14 protein-coding genes and 1 pseudogene are annotated in these 19,068 nt (G+C 71.1%); 1 reads left to right on the top strand and 14 read right to left on the bottom strand.

What is annotated here, in order from left to right; translation table 11 throughout:
• Positions 1–2 precede the first annotated feature (2 nt).
• The 14 genes from NBG84_RS03995 to NBG84_RS03930 form a co-directional block, all read right to left on the bottom strand.
• Positions 3–332 (bottom strand): hypothetical protein, encoded by a 330-nt coding sequence (locus NBG84_RS03995; RefSeq protein ID WP_250917843.1) that lies wholly within the window; start codon positions 330–332, stop codon positions 3–5.
• Between the two features lie 2 nt (positions 333–334).
• On the bottom strand, positions 335–847 hold the full coding sequence (locus tag NBG84_RS03990) for a phage baseplate assembly protein V (RefSeq protein ID WP_250917842.1): 513 nt from the start codon (positions 845–847) through the stop codon (positions 335–337).
• Between the two features lie 9 nt (positions 848–856).
• Positions 857–1,984: a hypothetical protein gene (locus tag NBG84_RS03985; protein ID WP_250917841.1), complete on the bottom strand. Its 1,128-nt coding sequence runs from the start codon at positions 1,982–1,984 to the stop codon at positions 857–859.
• 82 nt (positions 1,985–2,066) lie between these two features.
• Positions 2,067–2,399: a tail protein X gene (locus NBG84_RS03980; protein ID WP_250917840.1), complete on the bottom strand. Its 333-nt coding sequence runs from the start codon at positions 2,397–2,399 to the stop codon at positions 2,067–2,069.
• Between the two features lie 41 nt (positions 2,400–2,440).
• Positions 2,441–3,082, bottom strand: coding sequence for a hypothetical protein (locus tag NBG84_RS03975; protein ID WP_250917839.1), 642 nt, complete (start codon positions 3,080–3,082; stop codon positions 2,441–2,443).
• Positions 3,079–3,678, bottom strand: a complete 600-nt coding sequence (locus NBG84_RS03970; protein ID WP_250917838.1) for a hypothetical protein — start codon at positions 3,676–3,678, stop codon at positions 3,079–3,081. Before NBG84_RS03970 ends, NBG84_RS03975 begins: the two co-directional genes overlap by 4 nt.
• Positions 3,675–9,872, bottom strand: coding sequence for an eCIS core domain-containing protein (locus tag NBG84_RS03965; protein WP_250917837.1), 6,198 nt, complete (start codon positions 9,870–9,872; stop codon positions 3,675–3,677). The genes NBG84_RS03970 and NBG84_RS03965 overlap by 4 nt, the downstream gene beginning before the upstream one ends.
• Positions 9,869–10,117 carry a hypothetical protein gene (locus NBG84_RS03960; protein ID WP_425608565.1) on the bottom strand — a complete coding sequence of 83 codons (249 nt, stop codon included), beginning with the start codon at positions 10,115–10,117 and terminating at the stop codon, positions 9,869–9,871. The genes NBG84_RS03965 and NBG84_RS03960 overlap by 4 nt, the downstream gene beginning before the upstream one ends.
• Positions 10,108–12,087 (bottom strand): ATP-binding protein, encoded by a 1,980-nt coding sequence (locus NBG84_RS03955; protein WP_250917835.1) that lies wholly within the window; start codon positions 12,085–12,087, stop codon positions 10,108–10,110. Before NBG84_RS03955 ends, NBG84_RS03960 begins: the two co-directional genes overlap by 10 nt.
• The gene (locus NBG84_RS03950; protein ID WP_250917834.1) at positions 12,087–13,274 is read right to left on the bottom strand and encodes a Pvc16 family protein; all 1,188 of its coding nucleotides are present in this window, start codon (positions 13,272–13,274) and stop codon (positions 12,087–12,089) included. Before NBG84_RS03950 ends, NBG84_RS03955 begins: the two co-directional genes overlap by 1 nt.
• Positions 13,271–13,996 carry a hypothetical protein gene (locus NBG84_RS03945; protein ID WP_250917833.1) on the bottom strand — a complete coding sequence of 242 codons (726 nt, stop codon included), beginning with the start codon at positions 13,994–13,996 and terminating at the stop codon, positions 13,271–13,273. Before NBG84_RS03945 ends, NBG84_RS03950 begins: the two co-directional genes overlap by 4 nt.
• Positions 13,989–14,717 carry a hypothetical protein gene (locus tag NBG84_RS03940; RefSeq protein WP_250917832.1) on the bottom strand — a complete coding sequence of 243 codons (729 nt, stop codon included), beginning with the start codon at positions 14,715–14,717 and terminating at the stop codon, positions 13,989–13,991. Before NBG84_RS03940 ends, NBG84_RS03945 begins: the two co-directional genes overlap by 8 nt.
• Before the next feature lie 8 nt (positions 14,718–14,725).
• On the bottom strand, positions 14,726–15,247 hold the full coding sequence (locus NBG84_RS03935) for a phage tail protein (protein WP_250917831.1): 522 nt from the start codon (positions 15,245–15,247) through the stop codon (positions 14,726–14,728).
• A gap of 9 nt (positions 15,248–15,256) precedes the next feature.
• Positions 15,257–17,059, bottom strand: coding sequence for a phage tail sheath subtilisin-like domain-containing protein (locus tag NBG84_RS03930; RefSeq protein WP_250917830.1), 1,803 nt, complete (start codon positions 17,057–17,059; stop codon positions 15,257–15,259).
• Between the two features lie 1,053 nt (positions 17,060–18,112).
• Here NBG84_RS03930 and NBG84_RS03925 point away from each other — a divergent pair.
• Positions 18,113–18,288 (top strand): annotated as a pseudogene (locus NBG84_RS03925) (IS5/IS1182 family transposase); the annotation flags it as partial.
• Between the last annotated feature and the right edge of the window lie 780 nt (positions 18,289–19,068).

Here is a 19,068-nt window from a genome sequence, read left to right as displayed (position 1 = left end):
GCTCAGACCCCCTTGGTTCGTTGCTGTACGACAGTCACCAGCGGCGGCCCCTGCGGGACCTGCTCCGCGCTGAGGCAGAGCCCGGTCGAGGCCTGCGTCACCATCGGTGCCCCCGCCAGCGTCACCCGCGCCGCGGGGGTCACCCAGCGGATCGTCACGCACGGCTGCGGCTTGGGTCCGACGGTGAACGGGCAGCCCGCGACCAGCCAGGTGCCGGCCACGGTGGCGGCGGGCTGGCCGGACAGGTTCGCCCGTGGGGACGCCGGGAGGTAGGACGCCCGCCCCCCGTGGGGGCAGCTCACGGTCGCGTTCACATGCAGGATGTTGGTCATGGTCAAGTCACCGTGAGCCCGCCGGTGTTGACGTCCACCACATTGCCGACCAGCGAGATCGTCGCGCCCTTGCCGTTGCTGATCAGGATGCCGGTGTCGTTGACCGTGATGATCGCCCCGCCTGGTGAGCGCAGCGTGATACCCGGGCCGCCAGGCAGGTCGGACATGAGGATGCTGTACTGGCCGCGGGTCTGCAGCAGGATGTTCGGCTGCCCCGGCGGTCCGGCCAGAGCGGTCGGCGGCACCTCGGCCACCGAGCCGAACCAACAGCCCGTCCAGATCGGGTAGCTGGGGTCGCCCTGCTCGAACTCCATCCACACCCCGGCACCGACCACCGGGACGGCGTACACCCCGGTCTGCGGACCCGCCAGCGGAAGGCACGGCATCGCGAACGTGCACGGGGTGTCGCCGAGCACATCCGGCACCGTCGCCTGGATCCGACCCTGCTGCAACGGGTCGACGTTGTTCACCACGGTGCCGCGGTACTTGCCGAGGTACTTCGTTGCTTCTGGCATCTTTCGTCCTCACGGGAGCACGGCCGGGGTCAGGGACACCAGGCCCTCGCGGGCCAGCGTGAAGTTCTGGGTGTACGAGCCGCGCTGCAGGTTGTGCGTCACGGACTTCACGTAGTAGAGGCCGTCGTACGTCAGCCCCGCCCCGCGCACGCCGACCAGCTCGCGCGGCCGCAGCACGTGCCCGTACCGGCTGACGTCCAACTGGCCGGAGCCGCTCACCGCGTCGGACGACTCGACGGATCTGGCGAGCGCCTCGGCGACCGCCTGCGCCGAGTCCTTCTTCGCCGTGTCCGCGATCACCTTCTTCTTCAGCGCCGGCGCGGGCCGGGCCGCGAGCGGGGGCCGCAGCACACTCACCTCGGGCACCGGCAGCAGCAGCGCGACCTTGGTGGCGGGGATCTGGATCCGTGCGACCGGTTGCTCCCGGGCCGAGCCGTCGAACCCGAACGTCATCTGGTCCACGTTCGACAGGTGGTCGGAGTTCACGGTCAGCGCGTGCTGCGGAACGCCGAGCCGCACCTCCGGTCCCCAGTAGCCCTTGCTGATCCCCGGCACCGGACCGGGGTCGAGGTAGAAGACGTATCCGTTCGCCTTGGCCAGCTCGTTGAGGTATCCGAGGTCGGTGCCCTTCTGGAAGTCCACCCGCTGCGTCGGCAGCGGTGTCTGCGGCACCAGCTCGGGGACGACCAGCGGCACGATCCCGTACTGCGCGTACTGCGCGATGACCATCGCGACCCGGACCGCCGGGCCCATCGCCGGGTAGGGCACACCCTCGCGCTCCTCAAGGTCCATCAGCGCTGTCAGGTCCTCGCCGGTCAGCGTGAGTGTCGACTGTCCCGGTACCCCGCTCACACCGACCTCGTGCCGCAGGATGACCCCGTCCATCAGCACCGTCGGCGTCCCCCGCACAATCGCCGTCAGCACCACCCGGGTCGGCGGGTCGAAGAACCCGGACGGCAGCAGTGTCCGCCCGATCACCCCGCTCTTCGACAGGTCGAACGCCAGCTGGAACCCGCTGCGCTGCCCCGCGCTGACCGTGATCTGCGCCGACAGCAACGCCTCGGTCACCGCCTCCGGGGCGGGCACCGCGATCTGCCGCCCCAACATCAGCAACAACCGAACGGGCGCCTCAGCCATCGGTCCCTCCTCCCTCTCCGTTCACCGGGCCCTGCGACCCGGCGTGCCGCCACGCGTCGGGTTCCTACCGACCGCTTTCCCGTCAGCCGGTCTGGTCCGGCAGCGTGATCCGCAGCACCCGGCCCGGGGTCCGGGTCAGGTCGGCCGGGTCCATGACGGGGTTCGCGTCCGCGATCCGCCACCACTGCTCGGCGTCGCCCAGGTACCGGTTCGCCAGGTTGTCGGCGCGGTCCCCCTCGGCCGCCACGTGTTCGTCGATCTGCGCCAGCCGCTCCGGCGGCGGCAGGATCCGCCGCGGTGTGTACGGGACCTCCTGCCCGTCCGCCGTCGTGTGCACCTCCTGCCCGATGCCGTGGTACCTGCTGGTCCGCGGATACGGATCCGGCGCCGGGATGCCGTCGAGCAGCCCTGCCATGTGTTCTCCCCCTCGTCGGATGGCGCTCGGACGCCGACCGGTCAGATACCGGTCAGTCCGAGCTGTGCGAGTCGGCCCGCGGCGAGCTGCCCGGCCAGGCGTTCCTTCTGTGCGAGGTGCGCGAGATACAGCTCCGCGCCGCGGTGCCCGGCGGGCAGGTCGCTGACCGTCAGCAGCCGCAACCCGACCCCGAGCGTGGCCCGGATGGGCTGCAGTTGCTGGTCGAACGCCTCCTCGACGACCGACAGCTCGGTCAGCCGGACCGGTACGACGCGCCGCGGACCCCACACGAACAGCGTCAGCGGCTGCTCGACGGGCGTGATCTCGAGCATGCCCCGGCCGGCCAGCCGGCTGTTCGCGCGCACCTGCGCGGTCGGCGGCTGGAGCAGCATCTCCAGCGCCGCGAGTTGCGGGTGGATGCCGAGCGGGGACGGCACGGCCGGCTGGTCGGTGGCGTCCAGCTCGGCGGTGAACTTCCACGACTCGACCGCCGGGCCCTTCAGCCGCAGCGCCTCGGTCCGGTCGCCCTGCTGTTCCCCGCCGCCCGCCTGCGGCGCGATGCTGCGCTCCAGCGAGTCCGGGTTGAACTGCAGCACGATCACCCGCTGCGGTGTGCCCCGCTCGGGGTCCACGATCACGATGCCGGACTGCACCGGCTTGGGGAGGTCCGCGTACCGGGTCATGAGCCGACCTCGAACTCGTCGAATGCCCGCAGCGTCGCCTGGGCGAGATCCCTGATCTCCTGCCCGGCGTCGCTCCGGGCGAGTCCCTCCAGCGCCGGCCGGTACTCCGCCACGGGGGAGTACGCGCAGGCACGAACACCGATCGCGCGCATCGCCGGATCGCCGGACCGCATCGCCCCAGTGATCAGGTCGTAGAACTCGCGGTCGAATTCCATCGGAGCGCCCAGACCGGCACGCAGGATCGCGCGCCCGCGCGCGGGACCCTCGTCGTGCCGGGCCGCCTCGCGCAGCAACTCGTCCCTCGACCAGAGGTCGAGGGATCCGGTCAGATCCGACTCATGGCGCTCGACCCCAGCCCTGTCCCTGCCTGCGAGGTAGACGTATCCCTCGTTCAGGATGTGGTCCTCCCGGAACTGGAAGGTCACCGGATCATCCGTCGCCCAGACCACCTCGAGCTCCATTCCCCGATCGGGATCCGCGACGTCACGAGCGATCAGATCCCAGTCGCGCTCGGCGGCGAACCGTCCGGCAACGGTCTCCCCGTCATGCCCGTGGAGCACATACCGTGGCGTGGCTCTCGGACCAAAGACTGTCATCGCGAGCCCATTTCCCTTCGAACGGAGCTTCTCTCGGCCGGAGCCAGAGCGTAGATATCAAACAAACGTTCCTCGACAGCCTTCTCAAGACGTTTCTGGACGTCTTTCGCTGATGTGTCGTCGTCAGTAAGGATGTTGAGCGTCTCGACCCAGAGCTTGACGACATTGATCTCGGCCTGCGCGAGCTCACGGGCCCCCTTGGGCGCGTCGTCCAGGCTCTTTCCGGGGTCGGCGAGTGCCTTGTCGAGGTTGCGGGCGTTTTGCTGGGCACCCTGCGGTGCCATGGGAAGGTCACGGACCACGCGTTCGAGATCGGGCATGCCCTTGTGTTGGGGAGCGCTGGCCACGGTGTCCAGCGCGAGGGCGGATGTGGCCAACGCCGCCGGGTTCCTGCGGCCTTCGGCGTGCACGATCCAGGTGGACAACGCGTCGGAGAATCCGGCCGAGGGCCCGGCAGGTGTCCTGCCTCCCAGTCTGGTCAATGCGCCCATCGCGATTCGCCGCTGCTCACGCGGGTCGGTTCCGGCGATCTTGTCCGAGAGCTCCGAGTAGCTCAGCGCACGCAGCCTGCCGGACTTCGGATCCTTCATCAGAACCAGTTGATTCTGCGGATCCGCACCGACCTGAATCCGCTTCTCCGATACGGTCATCCACCGCCCGCCCTGCTTCCGCTTCACGTCGTGGCTGTAGTCATGGCCTTCGTCCAGATAGCGAATGATGCTCTGCGTGGCAGGATTCGCCTTGGGATCGCGGTCGATCACAGCCTGCACATCATGTCCGCGAGCGCCCGGCCGCACCTCGATGAGCTCGCGCTGCTTCTCGATCGCTACTTTGCCCTGCTCATCCAGGGTCAGGCGCCGCTTGGTCTTGCTGTGCGACTTGGTCCGTTCCACGTGCGGCGATCCCGAGCGGCGGCCGACCTCGATGATCGCTCTGGCGACCCGGTGCAAGTGGCTGACCAGTGCCTTCGGCTCGAACTCGATACCCGCGATCACCGCGGTCACCGGGTTGAGCCATGCCTTGACATCGAAGGCACGGCCTGAGGACGCAACCAGCCCTGAGAGCCGGTACCACGCTCGCAGCCCGAGTAGAACCCCGCTCATGATCTTCCGGCCGATGCCTCGATCGAGCAGTCGCTTCACCCTCGGGCGGATCCGCGCGACGATCCGCGCCAGTCTGGCGTCCTTGGACTCCTGGGGTTTGCTCTTCCTGTTCCGGCGGTCCCGCTTGCGCCAGTCCCTGAACTTCTGCCTGCCCTTGGCCACCAGGTTCTTCAGCTTGCCCGCGCTCGCCTTCAGCGCGCGGCCGAGTCTGCTGTTCGCGAGCCTGCCGCCCAGCCGCTTGATCGTCCGGTTGACCGTCTTCAGCGCGGGCGCGACCACCCGGCCGACCGCCCCGGCCGCGCGCCGCACCCCGTCGGCCGCCCCGCGCAGACCGCTCCTGGCGGCGGCGCCCGCCCGGCGCGCGCCCGAACGGACCGCCCGCGCGCCCGCGGTGACGCCGCGTTTGACCGCGCCGGCGGTGGCGACGGCACCGCGCCTGACGGCCGTGACCCCGCGTCGCAGCTGCTGGCGGGCGGCGTTGACGGCCCGGCCGGCGGCCTTCTTGACCCCGCGGGCGCCTCGGCCGAGGCCCTTCATGATCTTCTCGGCGATGCCCTTGAGCTTCGTACCGACGCCCTTCAGCGCGCCCGCGATGCGTGCCATCAGGAAGTTGGCGATGAACTCCAACAGCGCCACCGCACCGGCCGCGACCGCCTTCGCGAACAGGCAGGCGGCCGAGACGCCACCCGTCTTCACCGCTTTGAGGAAGGTCAGGAACGCGCTGAACGCGGCGATGATCCTGCTGACGCTCTGATAGGCCGCCATCACGCCCTGCGCGATGGCGATGATGCCCCCGACAGCCGGGACGATGAGGCCGATGAGCTTCTCGATGACGATCGAGATGATCATCGCGGGCAGCGACTTCACGATCGCCTGCCACGCCATCCGGCCGATCTGCGCGACCGACATACAGCCCTTCACCAACACGTTCCACAGCAGCTTGCCGACGCCGACCACGGACTCGACCTTGGCGTTGAACCACTCCTTGACCCCGGTCTTGATCGCGCCCCAGAGAAAGTTGCGGACGCCTTCCTTGGCCGCGCTGCCGAACTTGCGGATCCAGCCGATCGGGTCCGGCGCGATGTCCTTGACCAGTGCCGCGAGCTCGCCCAGGAGCTTGATCGCGGACTCGACGAACGCGATCGCCGCCGTCACCACACCGCGGACCACCTCGACCGCCGCGAGCAGCAGCTTCTCGTACACCCGCAGGACCGCGACCAGAGCGCCGGCCAGCGCGTCGATAAGTGCGTTGACCGCCTTCTTCAGCCGGTCGGCGAGCTGCTGCACCTTGGCGACCGCCGCGTCACGCATGGAGACGATCGCCTTGCGCATCTTCTCCGCGATGCCGGGGAAGACCGTGCCGATCACACTCACCACGGCCAGCAGGGCGTTGGCGAGATGCTTGATGAAGCCGGTGATCGCCCGCGCGGCCAGGTCGATCAGGCCGTTGACCGCCTTCTTGAAGCCTTCCTTGATCGTGTTGATCGCCTTGACGGCCAGGTCGAACAGGCCCTTGATCGCCGAGACGAGCGCGTCGAACGCGGCCTTGACCTTGGACTTGACCCAGCCCCACCAGCCGGAGGACTCCTCCTTCTTGGCCTGGCGCTCCTTGCGGGCCTTCTCCTCGGCGGCCTTGCGCTCCCCTTCGATCCGGTCGTTGTCCTCGTTCTTGCGCTTCTCGATGTCGGCGTCGGCGTCGGCCTTCTTCGCGCTGGTGTCCTCGCGGGCCTTCGCGTGCGCATCGGTGGCGGTCCTGGTGTTGTCCTCGACCGCCCTGTTCTGCTCGTCACGCCACTCGCCGCGCTTTCCGGCGGCGTCCTCGCGGGCTTCCTGGCGTACGGCGGTCTGCTGGTCGCCGTTCTCCGCGATCGCCTGCTGGACCTGGGCCCGGTTGTCCGCCTTCTCCTGGTCGGACCGGGTCTGCTTGTGCTGCCGGGCCTGGCCCATCCTGCCCTGGCCGTCGGCGAATCCTGTCCGGATCTGCGGGCCGCGTTCCTGTACGGCGACCGCCGACACCGTTTCCGGATCCATCCCGCCGGGCCCCGGACCGCCTGCCGCGGCGGACGCGCCGCCGACGGGCGTGCGGCCGGGCACCGAGGCGGTGACCGTCTCAGCGGGCACGTTCGGATAGACCTGGTCCTCGCCGAGCCCGACCGCCGCGTCCTGTCGGCCGAGCGCGTGCGTCCCGTGGATGCGGTCCTCGGTCTGCCGGTGCTGCTCGTCGGCGAGCGCCGGGTCGGTCTCGCCCGCGAGCTCGACCTTGGGCGCGGCGCCGACGGTCGTGTACAGCCGGTCGTCGCTGGTGGGTACACCGTTGACCGCGCCCTGCAGTTGCTGGATCTCCGTGTCGCTCGCCTTCTCCTCGGTGCCCCCCGCGACGAGCGGGTCCCTGACCCGGGTCGCGGGGTTCGGAGTGCTCGCGGTCGGTGGCGGGTTGGCCTTGCGCTGCTCGGCCAGCGTCTGCGGGGTCACCTCCGTCATCGGCTCGACCGCGGTGGACACGGGCGCACCGGTCCGCGGGGCACCGGCCTGTGTCCGAGGGGCGCCGCTCGGGCGTTCGAGGGTCGGCGGAGCACCCTGGAGGTCCTGGTGCTCCTTGCCGACGGTGGTGCCCACGGCCTGGTCGACGCCGCCGAGTGCCTGCGGCATCCAGGCCGGTGGCTGGGACGAGATCGTCGTGAGCGCGGTCGCCGGTTCCTGGCCGGAGACGTCCGGCGGCCGTGCTTCCGCCTTCTTCTCCGCCGGGGCCGGTGCGGCGCCTCCGCCTCCGCAACCGCCTCCGCCGTCACCACCCTGGGCGTCGGACTCCGTCGTGGCCGTCGGCGCTCCGGCGCATCCGCCGCCGCCGGTCTCCAGCGAGCCCTCGGGACCGGCGCCGGGAGCGGCACCCTCGGGTCCCGGATTCCTCGGCGCCGCCGACTGCGCCGCCGCCGGGCCGCCGCCGGGTGCGGCTGCCGCGTCCGCGAGTTGGGGATCGCCCGGCATCGGTTCGGTCGGCCGTGGTTCCACCGGGCCGCTCGCCTCGGCCGATGTGCCAGCAGGGGCCAGGTCGGCGCTGTCCGCCTCCCGGCCGATCGTGTCGGGTCCGGTCACCGCGCCGGCCGGGTTCCCCTCGGCCGCGGGTCCGGCCGGAGCGGTCGAGAGGGCCGACGCCGATGGAGCCGGGTCCGCCGTGGTGGCCGATGCCGCTCCGGCCGACCCGACGGGAGCGGCATCGGCCACGGTGGCGTCGACCACAGGCGCTGTCGTCGGCGTATCGGACGCGATCTGTTCGCCCTCGGCCTCGACCGCCCTGTCCTGCGGGGTCTGCGTGTCGGCGCGCTCCAGCTCCGGCTCGGCGGCCTGTTCGGCCTTCTCGGCGCGGTCGGGATCCTGCGGCTCGGCCTCGACCGGCGGCGGTGCGGGCATGCTCGGCAGCGCCCGCGGCTTCGGCGGCGTGGCCCCCTGGGCGGCCTTCAGTTCCTCGTCCGCGGTCGGCACCGCGGACAGGTCCGGATCGGTCTTGGGCACCGGGTCCAGCGTCGGCTTGTCCGCACCGGCCCCCTCGGCGGCCCGCTGCGGCGGTTCGGGCTCGGCGGCCGCATCCGGCGCCGGTACCTCGGACTCCGTACCGGCCTCGGTGTCGAGGGGCTTCTCCTGCTCCGGCGGCTCGTCCTGCCTGCCCGGCTCCTTCGCCAGCCCGTGCCCGGCCAACGGGCCCTGCGGGTCGTTCGCGACCGCCTCCGCGCGGTCCTCGCGCACCGGGTCCGCGCCCGCGCTGCCGACGGGGGCGGCCGTCCCGACCTGGGCCCCGACGACCGGCGCCAGACCGATCGGCTCCGGCCCGGCCCCGCTCGCTCCGGCCCCGGGGGCGGCCACCGCCGACGGCTCGGCCCCACCACTCGCCGGTGCCTCCACCTGAGCGGGCCGGTCCTCGGCAGCGGGCTGCTCCCCGCCTTCCGTCTCCGCCGTCTGCCCCTTCTCGGCGGCCCCGCGGTGCTCCTCGTCCTCGCGCCTCTGCTCGTCCTCCTCGGCGGAGTCCCTGCGGCGCTGGAGGTCGAGCGCCGCGCCCTTCTCGCGCTCGGCGTCCTGCTGGTCCCGCTGGTCGCTGTCCGCCGCGTCCTCGTCGGTCCGCTCCCGGTCCCGGCCCTGCGCGCCCTGCCGCTGCTCCTCGCCGCCGTCGCGTTCCCGGTCCGCGCGGCCCCGCGCGTCGCCCGCCTCACGCTCGGCCCGGTCGCGCCGTTCGGTCTGCCGCCGCTCGGCCGGCTCCACCACGGGTTCCGGTACGGCGGTGGTGCCGACCGGCGCGCCCGCGGGCGTCTCCGCCGCGGCCACCAGCCGCTCGACCCGGAGGTACTCGGGCGACGGCAGCCGCTGCCGCAGCCGGTCCAGTACGGCGGTGTGCAGCTCCGGCGCCAGCCGTACCAGCTGCTGCCGCACGCGCCCCGCGGCGTCCGCCGGATCGCCGCGCAGCGTACGCACCACGCCGGCGACGATCCGGTCCACCAGCGCCGCCGGGTCCAGTTGCTCGGCCCGCAGCTGGGACACGTCGACACTGATGAACCGCAGCCACGACACCGGCTGCGCGCCCCGCTGTCGCACCTCCCGCTCGCCGCCTCCGGCCCCTGCGGCCCGGTCGCCCGAGGCACGGTCCACCCGCTCCTCGGCTTCGCGCTCGACCCCGTCCAGGGGCCGGCTGAGTGTGCCGTCCTGCCGGCCGAGCCGCAGTCGGCCGGGCGCGTCCGGCACCTGCACCGTGTGCAGGAGCTCATGTGCGAGCAGCCGTAAACCCTGGGCGGTCTCCGGGCGGTACGCGCCCGCGGCGAAGAAGATGTCCTTGCCCACGGCAACGGCATCCGCGCCGACCATCTCGGCCAACGCGGCCGCGTCTCGGTCGCTGTGGATCCGGACCGCGCTGAAGTCGTGGCCCAGCCACTCCTCCATGACTCGCCCGACCCCGGGCTCCAACGGCTTTCCGGCCCGCGCGAGCACCTCGTCCGGTGCCGGCGGCGAGCGTCGTGCCCACGTGTCCCGCAGCGGCGCGGACCGTTTCGTGCGCTTGCGGCGCGGCGGTTCCGGCTGCTGCTGCCGTACCCGCGTGACGGTGCTCATCGCACCAGCTCCCGGTGCACGGCACGCGCCAGCTCCCGACCGAGACGGCGTGCGGAGGTGGTCGCGGGCAGCGGTCGCAGGCCGCTCACCACGTCGTACGACAGGGCCTCTGCAGCCGGCGGCTGCTCGGTCAGCAGCCGCGTGAGCTCGCGTGTGAACGCACGCGCGATCCGGTCGGCGTCGGCGTGCCGCACACCCTCGACGCCGCGGATCACCAGCTCGTCCACGTGCAGGCTCACACCCATCCCGCCACCTCCGTCGGCGTCACCGAACGCTCGAACTTGACGTACTCGGTGTGCGCGGCGGCGAGCAGATGCCGCATCCGCAGCTCGGTGCCCTCGTCGGCGGCCAGGAAGGCAGCCGACAGCGCGATGTTCCGAATGCTGCCGCCCGCCACCGTCAGTTGTGCCAGCCGCTCGACCGCGACCCCGTCGACCGGGACCCGGGACGGGATGACCCGCCGCCAGATCTCGGCCCGCTCGGCCAGGTCCGGGAACGGGAAATCCACCACGAACCGCAGTCGCCGCAGGAACGCCTGGTCCAGGGCCTTCTTCTGGTTCGTGGTCAGGATCGCCAGGCCCCGGTACGACTCCATCCGCATCAGCAGATAGCTGACCTCCAGGTTCGCGTACCGGTCGTGCGAGTCCTTCACCTCGCTGCGCTTGCCGAACAGCGCGTCCGCCTCGTCGAAGAGCAGCACCGCGCCCCCGCGCTCGGCCGCGTCGAAGACCCGGCGCAGGTTCTTCTCGGTCTCTCCGATGTACTTGCTGACCACCTGGGAGAGGTCGATGACGAACAGGTCCAGCCCGAGCTCGCCCGCCACCACCTCGGCGGCCAGCGTCTTGCCGGTGCCGCTGCTGCCCGCGAACAGGGCGGTGACGCCGAGCCCGCGCCGCAGTACGTCCTCGAAACCCCAGTCCTGGTAGACAGTGGCGCGCTGCCGGACATGCGCGACGATCTCGCGCAGGATCCCGCGCTGCCGTTCCGGCACCACCAGGTCGTCCCAGCCGCCCTGCGGCTCCACCCGGCGGCCGAGCTCGTCGAGCGCGATCCGCGCGTGTGCCAGGCCCGCACGCCAGGCCCCCGCACACACATCGCCGCCGGCCTCGCGGGCGACCGCGCCGGCGGCCCGGATCACGTGTGCGGGCAGGCTGAACTGCGCCACGAGACCCGCCACGTCGACATCACCGCCGTGGCCTTCCAGCGCGGCGCGCCACAGCTCGCGCTGCTCGGCCTGCTCCAGCGGCTCGACGAACAGCTGCGCGCGGTGCGCCGTGGGGGCGGGGAGCGGATCCTGGCTGGACAGCACCACCGGGACGCCGAGCATCGCCACAAACGCCTCCGCGGCCGCCGCCTTCGCCGTCTCGGACACCTCGACCAGCAGCGCGGCGGGCAGCAGCACCGCCTCGCGTTCCCACAGCCGGGCCAGCGCCACGCGGTCCGCAGGCTCGGCTGGCAGGTCGGCCGCCGACAGCGTGAACGTCGCGAGACCGGCCGCGCGCGCCGCGGTGACCATCACTTCGCGCCGGGTCAGCAGGTCGCCACCGGTCAGCGCCGCCATGCCGTCGGCGTCGACCGCCCCCGCCAACTCCCCCGCCAGGAGCACTTGCGACTCCGGCATCCGGCCGGGTGGGGCGGTGCGCGAGACCAGGCCCTGCAGCCGCGGCTCGATCTGGGACACCCCCAGCAGGAAGTGCAGCACCCGCTCGTCGATCCGCAGCCGCGCGGTGGTCAGCACCCCGTCATCGGCGACCTCGACGAGCCGGTACCGGCGCAACGGCGCGTCCGGCGTCAGCGCGCTCCAGTGCGGCTCGGCCAGCGCGGCCAAGGCCAGTGAGAAGGTCGGGAACTCCCGCCCGCCCACCGCCGCGCAGCGCGCCGCCGCCGCCGGTCCCAGCTCCATCGCCGCGCACAGCACCAGCAGGTCCCGCTCGAACGGTGTCAGCCCGAAGCAGGCGACCACCGTCGCCAGCGAGCCTTCGCCGTGCGCCGCCCCGTTGCGGCCGCCCTCCCGGGCCGTGCCGTCGCCGATGTGGGCCGCGGCGCGGGGCCGGGACCCCGCCGCTGTGTGCCGGGACCGGCGCCACGACCGTCCGGCGGCACCGCCGTCGGCCGTGTTGTCCGTGGCGGCCCGCGCGTGCGCGTCGAGGCGCGCGAGGACGTCGGCCACGGCCGTGGACATGACCGCCGCGTCGGCCTCGCGCCCGTCGTCCATCAGAACTCCACCGCCGGCGTGCGCAGGTCATCGCCGACCACCGTGTCGACTCCGTCGATCCGCACCCGCAGCAGATAGATTCCGGCGGCTACGCCCGTCGTCGCGACCTCGACCTCCTTCGGATCCCGCGGACCGGGCAGCGGGTACGGCGCGTCGAACCGATAGCCGCCGGACCCGTCCAGCTCGTCCAGCAGCACCGACACGCGCTGCCGGTCGCCGACCGCGGTGTCCAGGGTGGCTACGACCTTGCCGTTGGTGACCGCGGAAGCGGTCACGGTGCCCTGCCGGGCCATCGCGATCTTGTTCGAGTCGAGGATCCGGACCGCATCGCCGAGCGCGATCTCGTGCAGTACCCGTACCTGGTGCGCTCCCAGGGCAAGGCCGACCGGCGGGGCGAACACCACCCGGCCGTCATCGACCCCGGACGGATCCACCAGCTCGCCGCCGACGTCGACCGTGACCTTCTCGCCGCTCAGGTCGTGCCCGGTCAGCACCACTTCATGACCCACCGGCACCGGGCCGGGCCGCGGTTCGGTATCCGAGCCGGCCGGGCGGCTGCGCAGTTCCTCCACCACCGGGCGCCGACCCGGGACCACCCGGACCCGGTGTTCCCGGACCGGCCGGCCGGCCGCCGGCGTCCGCCGGCTCTCCAGCAGAACCAGCGACGCCTCGAACGCGATCGACGGTGCGTAGGGCGTCTGGATCAGCATCGACCACAGCTTCGACAGGTCCTCGAGATCCATCTTCGACGGCGTCAGCCGGACCGCCTGCGGCGACGCAGCCAGGTCCGCACCGGTCAGGAACACCTGCCCGGCAGCCGTCTCCAGGTCCTGTGCGGACAGCGCCGGCTGCTCGTGCAGAGCGCGCGCCACCGAGCCCAGCAGTGCCTGCGGCACCAGCTGGGTTTCGTTGCCGTAGCAGCTGATCAGGTAGTGCAGGTCGTATGCCGCCGTGGGCGTCCGCAGCAGCCGTCCGTCACCGTCCCGGGTGGGTGTGTCGACGTTGCGCCGGGACGCGTTGGGGGTGATCCGGTAGCAGAACACCGTGATGGCCGGCTCGGTCACCGGCTCGCTCGGCGGCTTGCGTGCCTCCACCTGTACGGCGTAGGGCACGTCGGACTGCACCGAGCGGGCCAGCAGGCCGCGCAGTGCCTCTGTGGCCTGGGCGATCGCCAGGTAGTTGCTCACGTCGCCTCCTGCCGGTTGAGAAACGCGTCCAGTCCGACGGCCGGCTCAGGCCGTCCGGTCCGGCCGCGCCGCTCCCGCCTCGGTTCGTGCGCCGCTGTTGTCACTTCGAGTCGGCCGATGCTGACCTGGACCGACGGCTCGACCGGTGCGGTCTGCGCCTCGTGCCGCCGGACCGCACCAGCGGTCGGCGCCACGGAGGGATGTGCCGCGGCCGCCGTCCGCCCGGCGGCTGCGGGCCGGACGGCGGACGGCGGCCGGGTCGGCGTGTCCGCCGCCGTTCCTTGAGACGCCGACCGCCCGATGGCCGCCGCTACCGCGTCCGGCGGCGGCACCAGGCGCTCCACGACGTTGTGCAGGACCACAGGTGCGGCCGCCCGCACCACGACCGGCGCCCCCGGGGACGTATTGCGCACCGTCTCGATCGACCGCACGGTCCGCTCGATCAGGCTCAGCACCGACGGTCGCCCCAGTACCTCCCGCGGACCGGACCGCGCGGTCGCCTGTGGTGCCGCCGACGCCTCCGGCCCCGGCCGCGACGGGGCGGTGGCGTCGATCTCGACCTCGACCTCGGCCTGGACTTCGGTCGGCGCCGCCGTCGGCAGCCGCTCGAACGGCATCGCCAGCCGCGGCCGCGCCAGCGGCGCCACGGCGTCCGGTCGGCTGACGGCCCCCGTGCGGGCGAGCAGCCGGTCGAACAGGTCCGGTGTCCGTGTCTCAGCCATGTCCGGCCAGCTCCAGGTAGTAGCGGCGGCGCAGCGGTGACAGCGCCAGCACGTCGGGTTCGGTCCACCCGTAGCTCAGGGCCAGCGCGTGCACGTCGGCGAGCGTCGTACGGGCCCACGAGTCGAGCTCGTCCCACAGGTAGGCCGCCATGTCGAGCTGTGTCCGTATCTGCACGGCGCAGTCCGGGCACGCCATGGCGAACGAGATGTCGGCCGCCGGATCCGCCGCCGCCACCGCCTCGGCGAGCAGATGCACGACGCGCTCCGGCAGCCGGTCCCCGCGCACCGCTCGGTCACCGCGCCGTGCCTCAAGCACAAGCCGGGCCGCGAGTTTCCGTCGTCGGTCCTCCGCCGCCTGGTCCCGCACCGCGAGCAGGTCAGCCGATGTCACCAGCCGGAACCGAACGGTCCAGTCGCCGTCGGTCAGTGGTTCCGGCTCGGCCTCGGGCGCGGCGGCTGCCAGGCCGGTCGCGTCGACGTCGAATTCCAGGTCCGCTCCGCACGCCGGGCAGCCGATCCGAACCGACAGGACCTCGCCGAACAGCGCGACGCGTAGGCCGAGCAACTCGGTGTCCCGGGTCCCGACCGGGACACCGAGCAGTTCGTCGGCCGCCCGCCCGGGCCGGGCCAGCGCGTGCAGCAGTACCGCCCGCTGGACCGAGAGGACGGGCAACGTGAGCCCGATCTCCCAGGTGGCGAGCATTTCCGTCGGGGAAGCCATCGCGCGCCTTACGGAATCTGGTATGACGGCTCGTCCGGCTCGGCGACCTCCAGGTCCCGCTCCCAGCCCTCGCACTCCAGCTTCAGGTGCTGGATCGCGACCGCGTTCGCGTTCGCGTCCATCTCGCCGAGCACCTGGTACTCCGACGGGAACGCCCGGTACACCTTGTACGCGAGCGCCACCTGCCCGGCCTCGTTGAGGACCTGGATCACAATGTCCTTGCGGAAGTCCTTGAGCGCGGACTCGCTGCCGAGACCCTGGCCGACCATCCAGACCTTGTTCGCCCAACGGTCGAACTCCGGATCGTGGGTGACGCCGCGCTCGATCGTGATCGCTTCGAACTCGGTCCGGCCGGCGGATTTCCGCGGTGAGCTGGGATCGCCGCCGTTACGGTGCTTGATGACCTCGGTGGTCCGTTTCAACGGGCTGATCTTGCTGCATCCGGCGACGGTCTTGCCGTCCCAGAGCACCAGGAACTTGAAGTTCTTGTAGGGGTCGAACCGCTGCGCGTTCACGGTGAACTCAGCCATGGTGATTCCTCAAACCTCGATCCGGCCCGCCATCTGCTCGATCTTCACCACGACGAACTCGGCCGGCTTCAGCGGCGCGAAGCCGACGATCACATTGACGATGCCGCGGTTGATGTCGTCCTGGGTCGTGGTGTCCTTGTCACACTTCACGAAGTAGGCATCGCGCGACGCCTTGCCCTGGAACGCGCCCTGGGTGAACAGGTTGTGCAGGAAGGCGCCCACATTCAGCCGGATCTGGCCCCAGAGCGGCTCGTCATTCGGCTCGAACACCACCCACTTCAGGCCCCGGTACAGGCTCTCCTCAAGCATGAACGCCAGCCGTCGGACCGGAACGTACTTCCACTGCGACGCGAGCGCGTCCGCGCCGAGGAGTGTGCGCGCGCCCCAGATCACCGGGCCGACGATCGGGAAGGTCCGCAGGCAGTTCACCCCGAGCGGGTTGAGCAAGCCGTTCTCGGCATCGGACATCCTGACGCTCATCGAGCGCACGCCGGTGAGCCGCACATCGGTGCCGGCCGGCGCCTTCCACACGCCGCGTTCCGCGTCGGTCCTGGCCATCAGTCCGGCGACCGCTCCCGACGGCGGGAACGTGCGCAGCCGTCCGGTCAGCGGGTCGGTCATCGTGATGTGCGGGAAGTACAGCGCCGCGTGGTCGCTGCGGACCGCGTCGTACGTCGGCAGCCCGGTGCGGGCCTGCTCGATGCTGGTCCACTCCGGCGGACTGTCGACGATCAGGAGCATCCGCTTGTCCTCGCAGAGCTCCTCCGCGGTGGTGATCACGCTGATCGCGTCACCCGCGTAGTCCTGCCCGGCCAGGTCGGGAAGGCAGAGCAGGTTGACGTCCTGCACCTCCCGCAGCGCGTGCACGCCGGTCTTGTCGCCCTCGCTGCCGCGGAACTCCGCGTCCGTCGGAGGGACCCCGTCGTCTCCGCCCGTCAACGCGTAGGCGGTCGCATGCGCGGTGGTCAGGCCGAGCAGGTTCGCCACCTCGCCGGTGAGCGTCATCGTGGCACCCGCCGTCCCGGCCAACACCTGGAGCCGCTTGCCGGCGACGTCGACGTCCGCTCTGGTGAAGGCCCTGCTGGGCGACGCCGCTCGTAGCCTGCGCTCCAGCAGGAGGCCGAGCCCGGTCAGCGACGCGGGCCTGGTGTCGGCAGCGGTGTAGAGCGTGATCTCGACTGGTTCGACGCCGTCGACGGTGGCGGTGAGCTTCTTGTCCGCCAGGTCCGGCAGTGTGTCGAGCGGTCCCGAGACCGTGCCGGAGAAGTCCGGCACCGTGTCACCGGTCGCTTTGGTGTTGATGTACGACGACTCGTTGACGACCGCCTCGACGAAGCGCGGCCCGTCGGAGTCCATCGACAGATTGCGGTACCGCTCCAGCACCGTTCCTGAGGCGTCCAGCACGCGCACGGCGAAGGTGTCGTCCGTCGCGCCCGGGTCGATCGCGACCCTCAGCCCGTTGCCCCAGGCACTGGCGTCCCGCGAGGTCACCGTCAGCGCCTTCGGCTCGCCGCCCGCCGCGATGTCCTGCGACGCCGGCTCGGCGCCCTTCGCGACCCGGACGATGACCGCGACCGAGCCGCCGACGAGGAAGAACTGCTGCACCGCGTAGCTCAGCAGGCTCTTCACGTCCAAGCCGCCGTACTGCCGTTCGAAGTCGGCGAAGCTGGTGATCGTCACCGCTTCGTCGATGGGCCCGCGCCGGGTCGCCCCCACGAATGCCGTCACCGACGTGGTCACCGCGGTGATCGTTCGCACCGCGCTCGGTAGCTCCTCGATATAAACTCCGGGATACGAGACAGACGTCGCCATATCCTCTCCATTCCCTTAGAGACTGCCCCTTGTGTTTTTTGGATGTGGAGGCAGCAGCTACACCCCCAGGCAATTCACCGATAAACCGCACGCGAATACGGAAAACAGCATTGCGGACGGCGCGTGCTCAATGGCACGAAGAAGTCATGAAAGCGACGCTCATGAAGAGAGATTTACCTGCCCCGCACCCCTCCCCCGAGAGATTTGGCCAGCCTAAATCGACCGACACCATAGGACCACGCACACAGCGGCAGAGTCAACCAGTCATCGCGATTTCAGTGATCGGTCATCGTGAATCTCACAACCATCAGGCAACCCGACTTTATGATGAATCACGATCTTGACCTGGATTCGTCAGCGGGTCCGGTCTGTGATATTCGATCAACCGCGTGAATTCCGATCACGGGTTCCGGGTAGGTTCCGGGGGACTCTCCTCGGAGTGCGGGCGGTGATCGCCGGGGCGTCGTCCGGTAAGGGTCTCCGAGCTTCTCCCGGTCGTGGCCGGACAGGCCGGTCGCGCGGGTCAGCAGTCCGCAGGCCGAGCCACACCCTGCCGGCCCGCGTCAAAGGCGAATCGGGCTTCTCGATCTTGGGCGCGATCTGCTTTCGCGTCAGGCGACCATGCGCCGCCCGCTCGCTGTCGACAGGTGGGGGAAGTATCGCGCCCAGTGCCGGAGTTCGGAGCAGGTGGAGGTGCGGCGGGCGCCCGTGGCGATCCGGGCGAGGAAGGCCGGGGCGGGCGCGCCGCAGGCTCGGTCGTTCCCGGGAACAGGTCGGCGAGGCTGACAGGGATCCTCGTCGCGAACCGAAGCGGTGACCATCGTTTCCGGAGTACCGCTGCGATGGAAGGCGGGTCGGCGGCAACCGGGTGACCGGGGCGCCATGTCCGTCGGCCCGCGCCGCTGCGGCGAGTGCGCCCGCCACATGGTGTGTACGGCCCGCCTTGGTCCGGTACGTCAGCCCGCCGACCGCCACCCGTAACCCCGAAGCCTGTGGGCGAACCGCTCCACCGGACTCTTGGTCCCGGTCCGGCGGAAGTTCCCGACGTCCTGCCATCGTCGGCACGGAGCAGACATACGGGTGATCACCGATCCGGCGGGCCGACTGCTGTGGTTCCTAACCTCGTTGCCGGGCCGGGCTCACGACCTGATCACCGCCCGTACCTACCGGATCATCCGCATCTGCGGGCGCCAGGGCGTCCCCGCCTGGCCGCTCTCGCCTACCAAGGGCGGCGGTCCGACTGTTCGAAGCCGACCGGGCCGATGGAGCCGAGCCCCGAGTGCCCGCGTCGAGTGGTGCGGCGGGTGGCCCACCGGATGGTGCTCCCCCGACCGGCCGCCTGCCGATCACCCCCCAGGCCAGCTTTGTCCAGACCTCAACCGCTCCCGAGGTCGCAAGATCATGCTGAGGCAAGGCCATCGTGTACCTCCGGTCTTCCACCAGGTGAGTCACGCGAACGACCGCCCGACCAGGACCTACGTCACGGGCCCCGCGGCATCGATCTGGCGGCAGTACCGGGCCGATCACCACCAGGAAGCGCCCGAACTAGTCAAAACTGTTGCAGACCGGAACGTCAGGGAGTCGCGGCCGTGGTGGCCGCCCGAGTATGAGGATTTGCGGATTGCGCTGCCCTCTTTCCGTTGCAGGTGGTGCTTTATCGGAGACGCCGACGGTCCATTCGTCCACCAACTGCCGTCGTAGTCATTGCCATCCCAGACCCAAGGACTCGCATAGCGGCAGGCTGCCCCACCCACCGCTGTCGTGGTGCACGCCTGCGAATCCGGTGACGAGAGCCCCATGTTTGCCGCCCGCAGACGGCGACCGCCACACCGATTTGGGCAATCACTCGTTTCAGCTCTCTCTCCTTTTCTGATCGCCAGGGCCCTGAAGGCCCTGATCGAGGCCAAAGACGGAAATCCTACGAGCGCACCCGAACTGCCGAATCGGGTGCTTTTCAGTCGGGTCAAACGAAGGACACCCAATCGTCGCGACCTGCCACTCTCCCGACT

It is taken from the genome of Streptomyces albipurpureus, assembly GCF_023701525.1.
Classification (GTDB): domain Bacteria; phylum Actinomycetota; class Actinomycetes; order Streptomycetales; family Streptomycetaceae; genus Streptomyces; species Streptomyces albipurpureus.
The sequence above is the reverse complement of the archived record's forward strand: the minus strand, read 5'-3'. Positions and strand labels throughout refer to the sequence as shown.